Annotated in this window: 15 protein-coding genes; 11 read left to right on the plus strand and 4 right to left on the minus strand. The window is 61.1% G+C overall.

Translation table 11 applies throughout. The annotated features are described in order from the left end of the window. Positions 1-745: 745 nt before the first annotated feature. On the plus strand, positions 746-1,408 hold the full coding sequence (gene parA, locus M1L53_RS30095; RefSeq protein ID WP_030537278.1) for a ParA family partition ATPase: 663 nt from the start codon (positions 746-748) through the stop codon (positions 1,406-1,408). 195 nt (positions 1,409-1,603) lie between these two features. Further along, positions 1,604-1,759 (plus strand): plasmid partition protein ParG, encoded by a 156-nt coding sequence (locus tag M1L53_RS30100; protein WP_178377345.1) that lies wholly within the window; start codon positions 1,604-1,606, stop codon positions 1,757-1,759. 90 nt (positions 1,760-1,849) lie between these two features. Here the strand turns inward: M1L53_RS30100 and M1L53_RS30105 are convergent, their stop codons facing one another. Then, positions 1,850-3,079: an IS110 family transposase gene (locus tag M1L53_RS30105; protein ID WP_044480144.1), complete on the minus strand. Its 1,230-nt coding sequence runs from the start codon at positions 3,077-3,079 to the stop codon at positions 1,850-1,852. Positions 3,080-3,452: 373 nt separating this feature from the next. Between M1L53_RS30105 and M1L53_RS30110 the strand changes: the two genes are divergently transcribed. From M1L53_RS30110 to M1L53_RS30135, 6 genes are all read left to right on the plus strand, one after another. Further along, on the plus strand, positions 3,453-4,547 hold the full coding sequence (locus M1L53_RS30110; protein ID WP_142006789.1) for a DUF2637 domain-containing protein: 1,095 nt from the start codon (positions 3,453-3,455) through the stop codon (positions 4,545-4,547). An 80-nt stretch (positions 4,548-4,627) separates the two neighbouring features. Beyond that, on the plus strand, positions 4,628-5,290 hold the full coding sequence (locus M1L53_RS30115; RefSeq protein WP_142006791.1) for a TetR/AcrR family transcriptional regulator: 663 nt from the start codon (positions 4,628-4,630) through the stop codon (positions 5,288-5,290). Continuing rightward, positions 5,287-5,973, plus strand: a complete 687-nt coding sequence (locus tag M1L53_RS30120; RefSeq protein ID WP_142006793.1) for a TetR/AcrR family transcriptional regulator — start codon at positions 5,287-5,289, stop codon at positions 5,971-5,973. The genes M1L53_RS30115 and M1L53_RS30120 overlap by 4 nt, the downstream gene beginning before the upstream one ends. A gap of 328 nt (positions 5,974-6,301) precedes the next feature. After that, a complete protein-coding gene (locus tag M1L53_RS30125) occupies positions 6,302-6,931 on the plus strand; it encodes a hypothetical protein (protein WP_142006795.1) in 630 nt (209 codons plus the stop codon). Positions 6,932-7,059: 128 nt separating this feature from the next. Further along, positions 7,060-12,858, plus strand: a complete 5,799-nt coding sequence (locus tag M1L53_RS30130; RefSeq protein WP_142006797.1) for a helicase-related protein — start codon at positions 7,060-7,062, stop codon at positions 12,856-12,858. Between the two features lie 94 nt (positions 12,859-12,952). After that, a complete protein-coding gene (locus M1L53_RS30135) occupies positions 12,953-13,417 on the plus strand; it encodes a hypothetical protein (protein ID WP_142006799.1) in 465 nt (154 codons plus the stop codon). Between the two features lie 73 nt (positions 13,418-13,490). Here M1L53_RS30135 and M1L53_RS30140 read toward each other — a convergent pair whose 3' ends face one another. Beyond that, complete coding sequence (locus M1L53_RS30140) at positions 13,491-14,021, minus strand: hypothetical protein (protein WP_142006801.1); 531 nt, start codon at positions 14,019-14,021, stop codon at positions 13,491-13,493. Between the two features lie 89 nt (positions 14,022-14,110). On the opposite strand from M1L53_RS30140, the gene M1L53_RS30145 reads away from it, so the two are divergent. Together M1L53_RS30145 and M1L53_RS30150 are read left to right on the plus strand one after the other, a co-directional pair. Further along, positions 14,111-14,434 carry a hypothetical protein gene (locus M1L53_RS30145; protein ID WP_142006803.1) on the plus strand — a complete coding sequence of 108 codons (324 nt, stop codon included), beginning with the start codon at positions 14,111-14,113 and terminating at the stop codon, positions 14,432-14,434. A 108-nt stretch (positions 14,435-14,542) separates the two neighbouring features. Continuing rightward, positions 14,543-14,863 (plus strand): hypothetical protein, encoded by a 321-nt coding sequence (locus M1L53_RS30150; protein WP_142006805.1) that lies wholly within the window; start codon positions 14,543-14,545, stop codon positions 14,861-14,863. Positions 14,864-14,933: 70 nt separating this feature from the next. Here the strand turns inward: M1L53_RS30150 and M1L53_RS30155 are convergent, their stop codons facing one another. Next, positions 14,934-16,694, minus strand: coding sequence for a restriction endonuclease (locus M1L53_RS30155; protein ID WP_142006807.1), 1,761 nt, complete (start codon positions 16,692-16,694; stop codon positions 14,934-14,936). A gap of 141 nt (positions 16,695-16,835) precedes the next feature. Further along, positions 16,836-17,420, minus strand: coding sequence for a recombinase family protein (locus M1L53_RS30160; protein ID WP_369293742.1), 585 nt, complete (start codon positions 17,418-17,420; stop codon positions 16,836-16,838). Between the two features lie 107 nt (positions 17,421-17,527). On the opposite strand from M1L53_RS30160, the gene M1L53_RS30165 reads away from it, so the two are divergent. Next, entirely contained in the window at positions 17,528-19,210 is a 1,683-nt protein-coding gene (locus M1L53_RS30165; protein ID WP_054827568.1) for a Mu transposase C-terminal domain-containing protein, read from the plus strand. Positions 19,211-19,212 lie beyond the last annotated feature (2 nt).

Below are 19,212 nucleotides of genomic sequence, written 5' to 3' on the forward strand. Positions count from 1 at the left end.
GATTGAAGCATCACCGCGAGCGAGGTACGGCCGCTTCCCCACCATTGGCGGCCGCGCCGACTACGCGACCGCACGGCGGATCGTGACCAACTACAGGTCTCCGCGAATCCTTGCAGCCTGACGGCTTCGGACCGACGCGATTGCTGGCACTGTGTCTGCACACACAAAACATCAAATGAGTGTTTGCGTGTTTGAGTGTTTGGGCTTTGCGGTCGTTGCATGCATCCGGCGTAGTTGCGGGGAATGCGCAAAAATCATTGCGGGGAAATCAATTGGCAACTGAAACCGCTCCTTGATGGGCAAAATCCGCAATCGAGACTTGCACCATGACTCTCCGGCTCCCCCGTAATTGGTGACTTATATTCAGGCGCTCGATCGGCTCCCCTCCTGTCCGTGATCGATGTGACGAGGTTCTGGCGGCCGTCGCGCCACGTGCGCGGTTTGTGGCAAGTCCGGTCGGAGGGACTTTGCGGATCGACCAGCGATTTTGCGGACTTTGTTTTGCTCATTTACTCAAACACTCGAACACTCATACCCTCATACCCTCATAGACTGCTTTGCTCCGAGCCTGCAAGGAGCGTGCTCGCAAATGGGTGTCTGACCCGGTAACGCAGTGTCGAGTGCGACCCAAAGACACAAACACTCATACGAGTGTTTGTGTCTTTGGGTGATAGCGCATAAGATGTTATGAGTACGTCCGCAACGAATGCGGGCGCTGGTGAGTATCTACTCGGAGGTGGCATAGATGACGGTCATTGCAGTGCTGAACCAAAAGGGTGGTGCAGGAAAGACGACGATCGCCACTCACTTGGCGCGCGCATCCCAGCTTGCCGGGTACGAAACATTGCTCGTGGACTCCGATCCGCAGGGGAGTGCGCGAGATTGGGCGGCGGCCTGCGAGGAACAGCCTGTTCCGGTAGTCGGGATCGACCGACCAACGATCGAACGTGACCTCAAGAGGGTCACTACGCATCCAGTCATCATTATCGACGGAGCCCCTCAGGCGGCTGATCTGGCGGTATCGGCGATAAAGGCCGCTGATGTAGTACTCATTCCCGTACAGCCATCGCCGTACGACATTTGGGCGGCAGAGGATCTGGTCAAACTCGTGCTTCAGCGGATCGAGATCACCGACGGCAAACTCAAGGCTGCGTTTGTTATCAGTAGGGCGATCACCGGCACCCGTATCGGTCGTGAGGTGACAGGTGCGCTCCGCGACTACGGACTGCCCGTGCTTGACGCGCGGATCACTCAACGCATCAGCTACCCCAATACTGCAGCCACAGGTACGACGGTATTGGACGCAGAACCGGATTCGGTGGCGTCCGACGAGGTCAAGTCGCTCTTTCGTGAACTTGCGGCCTTTGCAGGGCTGACGGACGAGACAAAGGCGAAGCTCGTCGTATGACCGAGCAATGACGTCGAGGGGCGTAGATCCCCGGTTCATGCGAACTCAACTGGCAAACCACTTTCACTCATTAACTCAAAACTGGCTATGAGCGTATGAGTGTTTGACGAAATGAAAGGCCACGTCATGGCGACAGGCAACCTCCGAGCTGGCCGACCATCCGCCACTCGCGCTCCACAATCCATCGAAGACATGATGAGCGATTCCAGTGGACGGACGAAAAGGATCCAGGTGAACGTCGACGCAGACCTTCACCGACGTTTCAAGGAGTACGCGGTCCGCAACGAGACCGCTATGCAGGACCTGCTCATCAAGCACATTCATCAACTGCTCGAGGACGAACAGAAGTAGCGCTTGCAAGTAAAGGGAGCCCCGCCGGATGCACCCGACGAGGCTCCAGACCGGGAACCCCGCTGAAAGACATCTCACGGGGTGTAGGAGTCAAGCCGCGATCGGGAGGGGAGGTGGAAATGCGTGCAGTTCGTCGAAGAATTCGCGGGTGGTAAGGCAGTGGTGGAGTTGGCCGAGGAATCGGTTGAACAGGTGTCGTTGGGCTTGGTGGTTCCAGTCTCCGCCGGCGCGGCGAGCGTCGAAATGTCGTCGGGCGCCGGGGGACGCTTGCAGGGCGCTGAACGCCCAGATCGTTCCCGCTGCTGCCAGTCGCCGGTTCTTGACGTGCCGGTGCAGGACGAAGGTTTTCTTCCCGCTGGCACGGGTGATCGGGGCAGCACCGGCGTAGGCCTTGAGGCCGCGCGCGGTCGCGAACCTGTTTCGGTCGTCACCGATCTCGGCGAGCACGCGAGCACCTGCGAGCGGCCCCAGACCGGGAAAGCTGGTGATGATCTTCGCATCCGGGTGCTCGGAGAAGAGCACGCTCACGTGCGCGGCGAGGGTCTCGGCGGCTGTGCAGGCGGCGTCGAACTGCCGCAACAGGGTCATCAGGCTGATTCCCATCGCTGCTTCGATCTGCGGTGGCTGGCGAAGCGCCGGGGCGCGCATGATGGCCCGCAGTCGTTCGACGTCTCGGTCGAGGAATCGGGAACGTCCGGCTCTTTTGAGTGCTGCTTTGAGTTGGGGCCGGGTCAGGGCGGCAGCTGCGGTCGGAGTCGGAGCTGCAGCGAGCACGCTTCGGGCATCAGGGCGGGTCAGCCCGTCTTCGAGCGACTGAAACGCGGTCAACGCTGCCGGGAAATATTCCTTGAGCAGCGAGCGGATCTCGTTGCCGAAGCGTTGCCGAGACCAGACGGCGTCCTGCTGGGCGCGGGCGAGAACCCGAATGGCCAGAGCGCTGTCGGTATCCGCCGGCAGTGGGCGGTGCGCGACGGCGTCGGTGCGCACGATATTCGCCAGCATGACCGCGTCGGCGGAATCGGATTTCGATCCGGAGACCGAATGCCGGGACCGGTACCGGGAGGCCGCGAGCGGATTGATCGGGTAGATCACCCGGCCACTCGCGCGCAGTCCGGCAACCCACAGGCCGTGATCGGTTTCGATCCCGACTGGGATCGGATCTTCGGCGGTGTCGCCGGCTTCGGCGAATGCCTCGAGCAACCGGGCGAACCCGGCAGCGTCGTTGTCGACTCGTCCCCGGCTCACGACTTCGCCCAGGTCGTTGAGGATCGCGAAGTCGTGATGGTTTTCGGCCCAATCGATTCCGCAGTACAGTCCCACCGCGCCTCCCAATGTCGATGTGCAGGTTGCGAACCCGTGTGGTGCACGCGGCGACCTAATTGCAGGACTCGACGGTCCGTCATCTCACCAGCCGTTCGTGACACCAGCGCACCGCAGGGCGCTCGATCTGCCGAAGAGCTCACGGCTCGGGAACACAGAAGAAGAGATCATCCCTGCGGCGGGCTCGTACCACGACATTTCACCACGCCGAATGGTGCACTGCCCGGCGCTGCCTCTCTTCCAGAAGGCGTCGCATGCGCCGGGAAAACCCTGGAGTCCGCCTGGCAGTGCACCCGCAGAAACAGCAGACCAGCGTGAGCGTTGTTGCCCGTCGGTCCGTGCTTCTACACACCAATTAGGAAAGAACCCAGTCATGACCGACTTTAGCCTCCGGGCAGCTCGTATTCAGCTAGGCGCATTGCTCGCCGCACTCGCACTCGCGATTGTCATTGCACTCGGTATCACCACCGGCGCATTCGTACTTTCCTTCGCCGTGCAACGAGACCTCGCCAGGCAAGCTCTGATCCCAGAACACCTGACCTGGATTTTCCCTGCGATCGTCGACAGCGCAATCCTCGGCGCCACCATCGCCATCGTCATCATCAGCAAGCTCAACATGAACAAGCGCGACCGAGGCTTCTACATCGCACTCGCCGTCAGCGTCGTCGTGATCAGCATCCTCGGAAACGCGTACCACGCCTATCACGCAGCAATTGCCGCACGGGAGTTCATCGGTGGTGGGGGAGACCTCGGGTTCATCCCACTCGCACCGGCCATTGCAGCGGCCATAGCAATCATTCCGCCGGCCCTGGTCTTGGCATTCACGCACGGAATCACGATCCTGGTGAAGGCAGTTGGAATGGCCTACGCCGCTTACCGCTCGATCGTTGAAAACGCCACCGACAGTGACAGTGCAAAGAGCGTTGCGCCTGATCTGACTGCCGACTGGGGGTCGATCCGAAACCCTCGCCTCCGCGACCGGGCAGCCCGAAATATTGCGGAACAACTGGAAGCGAAACGCAACGAAGACGTCGCAACGGAGGATGTGCAGGCCGACCAGCACGACGTCATTGCGGACTTTGCGGAGCCGTTTTTCGTCGACGAAATGACGGATGAGGGCCTCGACGCCATTGATGCCCAAGACACCGTTACGGCATTCGGTCGCGGCCGAGATACCGAAGAAACGCAGACCGGCACGGATACCGGCATAGACGACCTCATGGCTTTCATCGCCGGGTCTGATCTTGCGGCGAACGTGAAGGACACAGCAGTCCGCAAGCTCACGAACCCGAACCTCACGTGGGAGATGATCGCTCAGGAGTCGAAGCCGCCTGTCGCAATATCGACTGCATGGCGCCGGTACGAGAAGTTCGATACCGCAGCCCGCGAAGCAGGATTCACAAGCCCGCCACTGCCCGACCTCCGGTCCGCCGAGAACATCGCCGACCGCGAGCTCACCACCGTCTGAACAAATCCCACCAATAAAGGTGGCCCCGACAGTGCGCTAACACCGTCAGGGCCGATGACCACAGAATGGACCTGTGACCAATGAACGATCATAACGACCTCGCAGAAAGCGTCGACCACGGAAAGACCGGCCGACCGCCTATGCAGCCACGAGCGAAAATAACCCGAGAAGCGATCCTCGAGGTTTCCGCCACCCTGTTCAGCCGAACCGGGTACGCGGGCACCAGCATCAACGACATCCTGGCGATCTCCGAGACCACCAAAGGTGCGATGTACTTCCACTTCTCGAAAAAGGAATCCATCGCGAGCGAGATGCTCCGCCGCTGGTCCGACGCAGTCTCCGAGACAGTCGGGAAAGCCGCCGCAACCGGACAACCCGCCGACCGGCAAATACTGATGATCTACCGCGAACTCGCCCGCCGCGCCCAAAACGAGGCGATCGTCCGCGCCGGACTCATCCTGAGCCTCGATCAGTCGCTCAGCGAGGCCCACGCCACCTACGAAGCGTGGACCGAAGCCCTCACGCCGATCGTCGTCGACGCGATCCGCTGCGGCGCTCTCGACTGCGCGGAAAGCATGTCCAGGCTCGCGGACACTCTCTGCGCCGGATTCGTCGGCGCTGTACAGGTTGCCGCTAGCCTCGACGAGAATCACTCCATCACCAAACGGGTCGACGATCTGCTGCTGATGTGGCGCGGAACCGATCCGGCCTCCGCCCGCATGGTCGAAGGAGCATCCCTGTGAACAGCCCCAACGAACCGGCACACACCTCGGAAAGCCCGGAAAGCACTGCCACCACGAGAATCCGTCCTCGGATCGGCCGCGCTCCCGGCAGTAAGAACTCGGCGCCCCAGGCCCGCGCAGTGCGAACACGAGAAGCGATCATCGCCGTTGCGGCACGGCATTTCGACACCGATGGCTACGGCCAGACCAGCATGAACACCATCACCCACACTGGAAAATTCGCCAGAGGCGCAATGTACTACCACTTCCCATCGAAGGAAGCGATCGCGCAACAGCTCATCTCGGACTGGAACCTGGCGGTCGACGAATCCATCAACGACGCAGCGGTAGATGCCGCCGTAGGGACCGGATCCGATCGGTTGACTGCGATCTTCTCTTCCCTTGCCCTCAAGATCGCTGACGACACCAACCTGCGCGCTGGGATGAAGCTGACCCTCGAACCCAGCATCGACAACGGTGCAGCTTTCGCACGCTGGGTCGATGCCGTCAGTGGCATCGTCGAAACGGCGATCAGCGCCGGTGAGTACGCGGACGGCCCGATCGCGCACCGGCTCGCATGGAACCTGTGCTCGGGCACTGTGGGAGCGGTCCAGGCCGCAGCCACCCTGCGGGAGGACGTCGACGTGGCCACGCGGGTCCAGGACGTCGTCAGCGCCCATCTGCGGTCCATAGGAACCACGTAGGACTCCACCTCTACCTGTCGCAATCGTGGCAGGTAGGGGGTGGTGCAAGGGCAACGATGACAGGGAAACGAATGTGGACGCTACCGGCGAGTAGGCATCTCGGTCCGCGATCCCCGACGCGGAGACCCGCCAAACGGGCCTACGGGTCGGTTACGGGCATGATGGGACCTTGTAGTGGTGCTCACCGCCCGCGGATCTGCTCGGGGCCGGCACTGAATCTGCTCGGTGTCGGTGAGTGCCGTGCGGGGGGAACTCGTGGGGATCTCTGCTGTGGCGTCCAGCAAGAACAACAACGATCAGTTCGACCTTTTCGACATGGAGGAACACAATGAGCGGACAGATATTCGCCGAGGTCAGTCGAGTGTGGACGGACTTGATCGGTCTTCCGGAGTCGATGACGGAGTCGGAGAAGCAGGAGTTCCTGCAGGAGCGGACCGCGGAAATATCGGCGCAGATCGAACTGTCGATGGGGACGGCGCAGGGACCGTTGGTGGCGAGCTTCAAGAGCGAGCACGGCCGGGAGCCGGACTTTCCGACGAAGCTGGCATTGATCGAAACGGCCCGAGCGCAGATCACCGCCCAGGTTCTACAAGAGATGCTCTACGAGCAGATCCCGGAAGCTCTGGATCCGTTCCCGGAGGAGGCGGACAGCGGGAACGTACCCGAGAAGTCGGCCGAGCAGAATCGCAACGATCCGCAGCGGTGGCGCAAGGCACTGGTTCGGAGCGAACCGCCGAAGGAGATCGAGGAACTGACCGATCAACTGTTCCCGACCCGTTCGACGCTCTACCGGGTGATGGCGGCCTATTTGATGCAGACACTCTCGGAGGATGGGCAGCCGATTCCGACGAGCAGCAGCGACCCGCTACTTCCGTCGTTCATCAGCCAGCTCGAAGCGGCAATGGTCGAGGACGGCCAGCCGCTCGACGGCCCCGGCGCACTCGTCGAGCGGAAGTAGAGCAGAGCCAGCTCGGGCTCTTCGACGAGGCCGGCGCCAGTCCTGTCGATCCCGCAGCCGTCGATCCTGGGGGCACACCGCTGCCTCTGACGGCCGCAGAAGCTCAACCCCTACAGAGTGTCGCCGAGGTGGAGCTTTTGGCGGAGACGGTATTTGAGACCACTGCCGTCGAGGTCTCGGAAGCGTTAGGTTCCGCGGAAGCGGGGGAGGAGACGCAACCGGGAACGGCCGCGCGAATCCTTCCCGAACCGGTTGATTTCGCCCCCGGGGTCGAGGTTCTGCCGCCGTCCGGAGAGAAGGCGCGGGCACGGGCGAACATCGCCGCTATCGAAATGCTCGGTGTCCTCGACTCCGAACAGCGCTACGCCACCGCAGAAGAGCAGCAGATCATCGCTCAGTGGTCGGGGTGGGGAGCTGTCCCCAACATCTTCGACACCTCGAAATCGGAATGGGCGCAAGACCGCTCACGCCTGGAATCGTTGTTGACCAGTCAGCAGTGGAATCAAGCTCGCTTCACCACCGTCAACGCCCACTACACCGATCCGGCCATCGTCTCGGTGATGTGGGATGCACTCGAGCGCGCTGGTTTCAGCGGTGGACGGGTACTCGAACCGGGTTGCGGTGCAGGCACGTTCATCGGGCACGCGCCGGAATCCGCGACGATGGTCGGTGTCGAACTCGACTCGACGACGGCCCGGATCGCGGCGGCGCTCTATCCGTCCGCGCAGATCCGCAACGAAGGTTTCCAACACACCCGCGTACCCGAGGACAGCTTCACCGCGACCGTGGGCAACGTCCCGTTCGGTGCGCTGCGCCTGCACGACCCCGCACACAACAAGAGCAACCTCTCGATCCACAACCACTTCATCAACAAGTCCCTCGCCCTCACCGCGCCCGGAGGGTACGTCGCGGTGATCTCGTCGGCATTTACCGCCGACGCCGCAGATCCGCGTGCGCGCAAGGAAATGGCCGAGCGGGCCGACCTGATCGGTGCAGTGCGTCTGCCGACCGGTGCATTCGCCCGAGTGGCCGGCACCGAGGTCGTCACCGACGTGCTGGTCTTCCGTGTTCGTGAAGAGGACCGCGAACGCTCGGAAGCGACAGCACAGTTCGTCGCCACCGGTGAGACGGGAGTCCGCGACGACGACGGCCGCTACCTGGATCGGTCCGTCAACGGATACTTCGCCGCCAATCCGCACAACGTTCTCGGTGAGATGGTCATCGGGTCCGGGATGTACAGCAACGAAACCCTCAAGGTGAACGGCCCGGTCGGTGCGCCCATGGTCGAAGCTCTCTCGCAGCGACTGACCGCGATTGTCGACCGCGCCCGCGCCGAGGATCTGGCGTTGACCGCCACGATCGAGTCCACGGCCGTCGCCGGGGTGAACGCCTTCGATCAGGGGCTGATCAACGGCGCCGAGCGCACTGGCGACGACATCGCCGTCGACACTCTGCGCTGGAACGAAGAAGAACAGCAGATCCAGGTCTACGGCCGCGGCGGATGGGAACAGGCCACCGTGCGAGGGGCCAAGAAGCACGACGAATGGCGCCAGCTCCTGCAGATGCGTGACGTCGCGGTCACCCTGGTGCGCTCTCAGCTCGAAGAGCGACCACGCAGCGAAAGGATCGCCCTTCGCGGCGAATTGAACTCCCGCTACGACGAGTACCTGGGCCGATACGGATTCATCAACCGGTTCGAGTGGAAGATCCCCGCCGACCTCACCGACGCCCAGCACGACCGCAAACTCGAAAAGAGCATCGAGCGGTGGAGGGCGAAGGAAGGCAACGAAGACGGACCGTGGCAGGGCGAGATCCCCGACGCCGTCTACGAACGCCTCAACGACGAAGCGTGGGAAGACAACCGCCGGCCGTGGAAGAAGCAGACCCACCTCGAAGGCATCCTCCGCAACGACCCGACCATCCACGTCGTGTTCGCCATGGAGAATTTCGACGACGAAACGATGCGCGGCAGCAAGGCCGCGATCTTCGCCACCGACGTGGTCTCTGCACGTGCCGAACGCCGCGAGGCCGAAACCATCGACGATGCACTCGCGATCAGTCTCGACGAGACTCGCAGCATTGATGTCGATCGCATCAGTGAACTGCTCAGCGTCCCGCGCCCTGACGTCGAGGAACAACTGGTCGGGCGAGCATTCCGCTCACTGCACGATCCGAACACCTGGATCCCCGCGACGTCGTACCTGTCGGGGAACGTCCGCACGAAACTCGCGGACGCCAACGCAGCGGCGGAACAAGATCCCCGGTACCGGCCCAATGTTCAAGCCCTCAACGAGATTCAGCCGCCGCGCAAGAACGACATCGACATCAAACTCGGTGCCCCGTGGGTCGATCCCGCCGACTACGCCCAGTTCATCCGGGAAACCTTCGAGGTTCCCGAGGGCACCACGATCAAGGTCGAACGCTTCGACGCCCAGTGGTCGATCCACGTTGCGGGTTATCGCGGCGACAAGGGCATGGCCGAGAAGTGGGGCGTCGTACCGAAGACGTGGACCGGGCAGGCCGGCGGCTTCAACTTCGAGGACGAGACCGCCGACCGATTGGGCATCAAGTACTCCGGATGCGCCCGCGGGGACTACGACCACATCACGTTGCTGACGTCGCTGTGCAACATGGAACCGATCCGCATCAACAAGTCCAAGGAATACGCCGAAGCAGCAGGTGGGGACTTGCTGCACGACAAGGCAACTCGCGCCGCGCAGAACAAGGCCCGCCGGATACAGCAGGAGTTCCGCACGTGGGCACTCGACGCCGATCCGGATCGCCGCGAACGGCTCCTCGACACCTACAACGAACTGTTCAACTCGACAGTCGCACCGCAGTGGGACGGCAGCTACCAGACCTTTCCCGGCCTCGGCGACAAGTATGCGCCCTACGAGTACCAGCGCAACGCCGTCGCCCGAATCGTCGGTGAGCCGTCCGTACTGCTCGATCACGTCGTCGGTGCCGGCAAGTCCGGAACCATGTTCATGGGCGCCATGGAACTCAAACGGCTCGGACTCGTCCGCCAGCCGTGGATCGTGGTTCCGAACCACATCGTCGAACAGATCGCCATCGAGGCATCGCACTGGTACCCCGGCGCCCGCATCCTCTCCGGATCCGCCGCAACCGATCTCGAATCCCGCAGGCGGTTGGTCGCGCAGTCGGCCACCGAGGACTGGGACATGGTCATCGTGCCGCAGTCCGCGTTCAAGCTGATCGGCGTCTCGAATCAGACCAAAGCCGATTTCATCCGCGACGAACTCGACAAGCTTTACGAGCACCGCACCACGATGGAGACCCGCGAGTCGGTCAAGAAACTCGAAATCGCGATCGCCAACGCCGAGGAACGACTCAACGACACCCTCGATCAAACCGGAAAAGACGCTGGTCTGAGCTTCGAGGAGAGCGGCGGCGACTACCTGTTCATCGACGAAGCGCACATGTACAAGAACCTGCGCCGTCAATCGAACGTCGACGAGCTGGCCTGCGCCAAGGGCGCCGATCAGGCCATGGACCTGTCGATGAAGCTGCACTACCTGCGAGGTGTGCGCCGCGCCGAAGCCACCTCTGCCGGTATCCCCGAGGACAACTACGTCGAACGAGTCGCGACCTTCGCCACCGGCACACCGGTGGCGAACAGTCTCGGTGAGCTGTGGGTGATGACGAACTACCTGCGCCCGGATCTGCTCGAGGCTGCCGGTGTTGCCGCGCTCGACTCGTGGGGCGCGACATTCACCGACACAGTCGAGAGCGTCGAACTGAACTCGAGTGGCAGCAAACTCGTTCCCAAGACCAGGGTCGGAGAATTCACCAACGTCGGTGACCTTGTCGCCATGACCAGTGTGTTCACCGACGTCGTCATGCGCGATCAAGTGCCGGTGACTCTTCCGGTCCTCGACGACGGGCAGCGCACCGTCATCTCCTTCGAGCCCAGCCAGGAAGTGCGGGACTTCATCAGCGACCTCGGTCACCGCGCCAGCGCCGCCGACCGCCGACGCCCCGACATCGACAACTCGCTCAAGATCGCGAGCGACGGCCGCAACGTCACCCTCGACCCGAGGACCGCGCACCTGGACGCACCCGAGACAGGCGGTCGAGCTCGTATCCTCGCAGATCAGATCCTCGAGGTCCGCGAAGACACCAAGGACAACGTCTACCTCGACAATCTAGGAAACGAGTCCCCCCTACGAGGAGGGCTCCAGATCGTTTTCTGCGACCGATCGACCCCGAAAGCCAAAAGTCGAGCGTGGAACATCTACACCGGAGTCAAGGACGAACTCGTCGCCGCCGGCATGGACCCCGAATCCATCCGGTTCATCCACGACTACGCGAAAGCATCGGAAAAGGCGAAGCTCTACGCGGACTGCCGAAACGGTCGCGTCGCCGTTGTCTTCGGCTCCACCGAAAAGATGGGAACCGGCGCCAACATCCAGCCACGCGCCGTCGCCCTGCACCACATCGACGTACCCTGGCGACCCGCTGACCTCGAACAACGAGAAGGCCGCATCATCCGGCAGGGCAACCAGAACAAGCGCGTCCAAATCTTCGCGTACGTCGCCGAACGCACCTTCGACACCTTCATGTGGCAGACCGTGCAACGCAAAGCGCACTTCATCGAGCAACTCAAACGTGCAGACCGATCCGTGCGCCGAGTCGAGGACCTGGGAGGGGACGACCTCGCCAAGAACGCAGCAGCGATCAAAGCGATCGCCACCGGAGATCCCCGCTACATGCGCCAAGTCGAACTCGACGGCGCCGTCGCCGACCTACAGGCCGACGCCGACGCGCACTTCGCCGCAGCTCGAAGCCGTGAACGCGAACTCGGAGCCCTCACCACCGCCATACCCGGACACCAGCAGGCAATCGCGGCACTGACCGCGGCCGTACCCGCAGTCGAAACGCACCTCGCGGCCGAAGGATTCTCGATGACCATCGCCGGCCAAACCTTCACCAAACGCACCGAAGCGTCGAAAGCGCTGGTCCATCACCTACGAGAGACCTACGGTCACCTCAAAGGGGCAGGACTCGACAAGGTCGTCACCGTCGCAACCAAGGGCGGCCTCGACATCGAGGTCCGCCGATCCATGGCCGATGCCGCGCTCTACGTCGGCGCGAAAGGACTGCCCCTCTCGACGAGAGTCATTCCCCAAGAAGACATGTACGTCAGCGTACGAGCGAACACCACCATGACCGAAGAAGAACGCGAAGGAGCATTCGGTCACCTCGCGAGCGGCATCATGAGCCGCATCGAACGCATGGTCGCCGAAGTGCCCGACAAACTCGACTCCCGCACCTGGCAACTCGACACCGCCACCGCCCGACTCGAAGAATTGCAGAAGCAGTCCAGCGAGGACTTCCCGCGAAGCGCGGAACTCAAGTCGATGTACGCCGAACTCTACGACCTCCAACGCCAGCTCCGAGAGGAAGAAAACAGCCCCGAAGCGATCGCCCGCCGAGCAGAACTGCAAGAGCGTCTCGAATACAAAGGGCGAGAACCCGGCTGGTCGCTCATGCTCAACGCGACACCGGCACTCGTCGAACAACTCGAATGCGTCGACGCCGACGAGGTCCGAGCGATCATGGCCCGCCGGGAAGCCGAAGCAGCCATGGAACGCAGCCGACTGGCAGCAATGGCCGAATCTGCAACCGTCTCCGACGCTTCGACGGAACAAGAACCGGCACCTGTTGCGGCAGAGCAGGAAACACCAGAACCCGGCAACGCCGACCTAGCTATCGCGGAGGCAGCCGAGTCGTCTCCGGAACCGGATTCACCGTCAAACGAGGCTCCTCCCACGGTGATCGACCTCGCGCACCCGACATCAATACGGGACATGCTCAACCGGCGCCGAGCATCACCCGACCGGCCCAATCCCGCCCGTCCGTCGACCGATCCATCTGTCGAACGTGACCATGGCCAAGAGCTGTAAACGCCATGCACAGGAATGCGCGAAGTGGTTGAGCGGTACGAAAAATGTTGAAATACAATCAATTTGAATTATTCGGCACTGAAATGGAGAAACAATGGCAAAGACCCGCGTATACCTGAACGGACCGATCCCAGGTCTCGAGAGGCACTTCACCGGGGAGGATCTCGCGGCGCTGACCCTCCTTGTCGCGGACCTGCGCAAGGGGCGTGCTGCCACCGATAAAGCTGCGTCAACGGCCGAGGGTTACATGGAAGTCGTAACGCAGGCTGCCGTGATCCTGACGGAGTCCACCGAGTATTCGTACATCGATGTCAACGTCAGTCCCGACTTCGTCACGGCAAACCCGGAGCCGGGATGGAACCGCGTACTTCGCGAGGAAGCAACCGACAATCCCATCCACAATGTGGTGTTAGAACTCAAGCTTGCCAGCGAATTCTTCGGTATCTCCGAGCTTGACCTCAAAACGATCGACGTGAAGGACTACCTCACTGGAACCGATGTTCGTGAGTTCTTCCTCCCGGACCGGGCAGTGGCCGCTCTCGAATTGATTCAGGCCTGACGGAGCACAGCAATTGAGAGACCCCCTCAGCCTCGGCCGATCAAGGGAAAGATCATGATCGGAAAGACCATGGTCAACTCTGCGATCGCGCGAGTTCATCGCCAGTAGCGCCGCAAGCACGGGCGATCACAGTAGCCAACCTGCACTGACGACGGACGGCGTTCCGTTCGTCGTCAGTGAGCCTGCTCTCGCCGGCAACCCGATCCTGCTCGCACGCGTCCCGAAGATTTGAGAGTGCTTGGTCCTTTGTCAGGTCGAGTACCGCCGGCGGGAGTTCGATCCCGTGCTCACCGTCGTAGATCAAGCACCACTCGTACACCTCGTCCAATCGTTTCTGCGACCCCCACCCGTTGCTTACCACCAGGTCAGCGGACTCCCCATCAGCAGAGGGGACGGGTGCGGTCGTCGACGGCAGCGCCGCGAGACGCCCGACCGTCGCCTTGCTTGAATCGAGCATCGCCGCGGTCTCCCGTATGGAGACACCGCTCGCGAGCAGCACTTTGATTGCCTGCATCAGCACGACATCGCTCGCTTCTTTCGCCTGGCGGGCGGCCTGCTTCGAGGTCGACACTGCATCGGAAGCGGCTTTGAACAGCTGATTCATACCGCAACCTTACCCAAAGACGGGACGCGCAGGACCATTGAAAGCCCGGTGCGTCCCACAGGTAGGACGTTATGGGCTACCGTGGGGACATGAAAGGTGACGAACCTGCTCAACTCGACCTGTTCGACTTTCCCTCCGACGCAGACCCGGCACTCGAGGAGTTCCTCGCAGACTCCGAGACCATTCCCGCCGCGTGCGTGTGCGACAAACACGTGGGACGCATCATCTGGCTGAACAGAGCCTGCCGGATCCAGAACTGGTGCACCGAAGACGACGGCTACACCGGCCGTGCAGTCCGCATTGAAGCAATTGCCCTCGACGACAACAGCTCTCACGTAGGGCGTTTCCTACTGGGTAGACCGCATTCCGTAGGTCACGGAAACACCCTGACTCTCAAGCGAGAAGAACAGTGAACAACACGGTGGGCCGCTCCGCCCGCACACTCACGACGGAACCCACATCTGTCGTAGGTGTGCCGCACAATGAGCCAACACACTCATACACAGTGCGGGGGAACGAACATGAGCATCCTGATTATCGGCGTAGTGGTCCTGGTGGCCTGGAAAATCGGATCATTCGTCGCCAGATTCCTCGGCGGCCTGCTCATCATTCTCACCATCGCCGGCCTCATCTGGGGCGGCCCCCACTTCGGGGAGATGAACGCACCGTTGGCCCTGGCAGTGGGGCTGGGCCTGTGGCTGTTCGGACACTGGTTGTTCGCCTTCAAACACAAAGGATGGCGCAGCTCCCTCGCCCTTCGAGTTTTCAGCTTGCCCATCCTGCGCCTTCTCGCACCCGTTCCCACCAATCACATCCCCGCCCAGCCTGCCTGGGTCGACTGAGAGCAAATCGACGAACGCGGCCCTGACCCAATTGGCTGTCTGAATACGGTCTTACCGCATCCGAAAACGGTCAGACATCGGTCTTTGCCTGTTTCGGGTTGGGTCGGACCTGTACGCGTCGATCTTCAGCATCGCCATCGAACCGGACCATCGAGGCGTGGATATTGCTTTCCGCTGGTTTGAAACGAACGGTTTTGTCGGAACTTTCTACAACCACCGCTCGCATCAGCGCTGCTTGTTTGCCGACGACGTGCCGGACGCCGTCGATTTCTATCTCGATATTACGGATTACACGCAAATCAACTTCATCTTCCAATCCATACTTGATCCAATCGGATTCGATATTGGGATCACGATTCACTTGGAAGGGTTGCCAGGTGGCGGAAATGGGCGTACCGGACAGTATTCGGGCTGCATCAAGAATTTCACGAGCCTGGTCCCCGGTGTATGACTTGGGAAAAGCGAGTCGAGTAGATGTGTGTTCCTGGATGGATGTTAATGCTCTCGCTATTCTAGCCCATCTAACGAAGTCAAGATCTTTCTCACGGTCTTCGTTAATCGTGCCGATGGTGAACTCGCGGGGTCCAAATGTTTGCGCGAGCCCTATCATGTTGTCGCTGTGCATGTTCGCCAAGAACTCCAGGCTGGTTACGATCTTGCCAGGATTTTTTCCTGCAACGTCGACCGTAATTGAGACATTGGCAGTGAGGTTAGGGTAATCCATCGCCAGGATTTCAATCGATATGAACCCTGGTTTATCCTTCCAGACTGTTCGGCGACCGCCAGCCTGGCCCACCGTCGCTTCATCCAGTTTCAACTCGATTTCTGCTAGCGATTCCCTTTCCGGAGACAACATCGCGAAGATGAGTTCTCGATCCTCAAAGTGGTCCGTGACCTCAGTTGATGCACCGAGGGAGACGGCTGCATCAAATAGATCGCCCCCGAGCCCACCTGGTAGGTCTAGTTTGACCTTGGCAGATCCGGGAGGTAAAGAGACTGGTGTTCCATAGTTGATGAACTTCTGGAACTCCTGCTGGTATGGTCCGTCGTCAGGAATTTGTAGTTGAAATTCCCCCGTGATTGGACGTTTTATTGTGGCGGCGAGAGACCGCGCAAAGATGCTGACATTTACCCAGCCATCATTACTGGACCCGTAACTAGCAACCCCGACAAGTCCTGGGGATTTTGGCGAGCTTTCCTGACTCGGTGGCTCGCTAGTCATTGATAGTTCGTATCTGTAATGCGGATCATACTCGTTCATTGCTTTATATATGTCGCGAAGGTCACCGATGGTGTCGAAGGGTTGAAGCGGTTCCCCTGACTGTCGGTCGATTCGTCCTGAAATTATCGCTGTTAGGCGATCTGTCTGTTCTTGAAGACGTTCACGGCCATCTCTAAGGTAGTAGTCGATCACCTGAGGGTGTTTTGCGGCGAGTAATTCTACTCGATTGAGTCCAACCCAGTGGGCATCAAAGGGTAGATCCTTCATCAGTTCGGTAAACCAAGAAAGATTACCGGGGGTTGGATTGAGGGGGACTACCAGCCACCATGATGAGATCGTCCAGTTCTCTTCTTTGGCAGTCTTTATTGATTGATGAACGGATCCGGCAATTTTCCTTTTCTGGCTGTTGGTCAGGTTCTCTGCATAGCGCTTCACCTGGTAGACGTCACGGCGTGACCAGTCTGCTGCGGCGGGCACGAACACATCAATGCCGCCATCACCTCTTCCGGGGCGGACCTGGGTAGCGTCAAAGTTCTCTCCGCACAACAGCATTGCGATAGCATCTTCGACAGCTTCGCCTGATAGCCGTGTCCACTCAATCAAGGGCATACGGTCATCGTCTCATGTCCCGTGAGAAGAAGGTTCTGGATTGGAGAAGGACCCCTTGCACTGTCGCAGGCCGTCTGTTCTCACTGTTAATCGGCCTGTATCGACGGCGTCTGGCTCCCAGAAGTGTTGTATCCCAACCGTCTAACCAAGATTGCGGTACAGGGTTGATCGTGCCACCCCGAGGGTTTCGGCAATGGTGGTCATCGAGACGCCGGCACCTTTCATCTTGCGTGCGATCGCCTTCTGTTTGTCGTCGAGTACGGGTGGTCGTCCGCCCGTGCGTCCCTGCCTTTTGGCTGCTTCCAGACCTGCAAAGGTTCTCTCTCTCAGGAGGTTTCGCTCGAACTCGGCGAGCGCTCCGAAGATCGTGAAGATCAGCCGGCCACCGGAGGTGGTGGTGTTGATTTCTTCGGTGAGTGAGGTGAACCCGACGCCGATCGATTCGAGGTGGGCAACCGTTTCCAGTAAGTGGGGAAGGCTTCGCCCGAGGCGGTCCAAGCGCCACACTGCGAGGGTGTCACCGGGTCGAAGGTATTCGATGACTGCGGCCAGCTGAGGGCGGTCGTCTTTGGAGCCGGATGCGACATCGGTCCAAATCTTGTAACAGCCCGCGGCTGTCAGAGCGTCCGTCTGCAGAGTCGGGTTCTGGTCGGCGGTCGAGACCCTGGCGTACCCCAAAAGTGTGCTCACAAGGGCACAGTTGTCAGTTTCAGAAGTGGGCGTCATAATTTCCTGGGGTTTTACCTCCGATTGCAGTCGTCTTCTGACATTCTGACTGCAGAAGTGGACTGCACAATCGGTCGATCACACAGGCCTGGCGTTCGGAGGCTGCGATGGACGCGGACAAGTTCGACGTCGCAGAGACTGGTGTGCTGACCGCGTCGGCCGAGCAGTGGGAGCAGGCACGGTCACGGTTCGCAGTGCTCAGCGAACTAGCGGATCGATCCTCGATCGGCACCGCAGTGGTCGAGGATGCAGCACAGCAGTTGGGGGTCTCGCCCCGGCGTGTGTACGTGCTGTTGTCCAAGCTCCGGAATGGGGGAGGGTCGGTCACAGATCTGTTGGTCTCCGCTCCTGCAGGCGGGCGCGGCCGTTCCCGCGTGCCGGCCGAGGTGGAAGAAGTGATCGCCGAGCACATCAACCGCGAGTTTCTGGCTCGCCAGAAGCTCAGTGTCGCCGCACTGCATCGACATATCGCGCTGGCCTGTCACCGTGCGGGACTCCCTATTCCAGCCCGCAACACAGTCGCCGCGCGGATCGCAGCAATGCACCCGGGCCGCGTCGCACGGTCACGTGGCGGACCGGATGCCGCTCGATCGCGGCAATCCGCTGGCGATGTCCCGCCGCCGGTGACGGCGGTTCTCCAGCAAGTCCAGATCGATCACACCGTGGTCGATCTGATGATCGTCGACGAATACGACCGGGTGCCGATCGGACGTCCTTATCTCACGATTGCTATCGATGTCTTCAGCCGCTGCGTGCCGGGCTTCGTGGTCACACTCGACTCGCCGTCCGCAGTGTCGGTCGGGTTGTGTCTGGGCCGGGTGTGCTCGGACAAAAGCGTATGGATCGACGCTCTGGGGCTCGGCGCGGATGTGCGGTGGCCGATGGCCGGAAAGCCGCGCGCCTTGTACGTCGACAACGCCGCCGAGTTCAAAAGTGAAGCGCTACGGCGGGGTTGCGAGCAACACGGTATCGACCTCGGCTACCGCCCACCCGGCAGGCCGCAATACGGCGGGATTGTCGAACGCATCATCGGCACCGTCATGACCCAGGTTCACGAGCTCCCTGGCACCACGTTCTCGAATCCAACGCAGCGGGGCAGCTACGACTCGGAGGGCGCGGCAGCTCTGACGTTACGAGAACTGGAACGCTGGCTGATTTTGGCGATCGCGGCCTATCACGCGGACGTGCACACCGGCCTGAGCCGGAGCCCGGCTGCGCAGTGGACCAGCAGCACCGACGCCGATACCGCTCTGGCGAGCTCGACAGTGGTGGATGAGACCGCATTCTTAGTGGACTTCCTCCCCGTCATCCGGCGCCGACTGACCCGGACAGGGTTCGTCATCGACCACATCCAGTACTTCTCGAACGCGCTGAAACCATGGATCGCCAGGCGAGAGAAGTTGGGTCAGTTCGTTATCCGGCGTGATCCACGTGATCTGAGCAGGGTGTGGGTCCTGGACCCCGACAGCGGCGGCGGGTACGTCGAGGTGCCATACCGGACGATGTCACATCCGGCCGTGACAGCGTGGGAACACCGGGCAGCGGTGGTGCGCCTTCGAGAACAAGGCCGAGCAAGTATCGACGAACACGCTCTGTTCGCGATGATCGAGCAGATGCGTCAGATAGCCACGTCCGCACAGAGGTACACCAAGCGGGCCCGCCGTAATCGCACTCGCCGTTCTCATCTGAGCAGCATCACCACACCACCGGACACGCAGAGCCCGCCCGAGCTCGGCCCAGGCACCGACGACGTGCCGGTTCCGATCTTCGACGACATCGAAGAGTGGTGAAT

This window comes from Rhodococcus sp. T9N, from assembly GCF_024436645.1.
Classification (GTDB): domain Bacteria; phylum Actinomycetota; class Actinomycetes; order Mycobacteriales; family Mycobacteriaceae; genus Rhodococcus_F; species Rhodococcus_F qingshengii.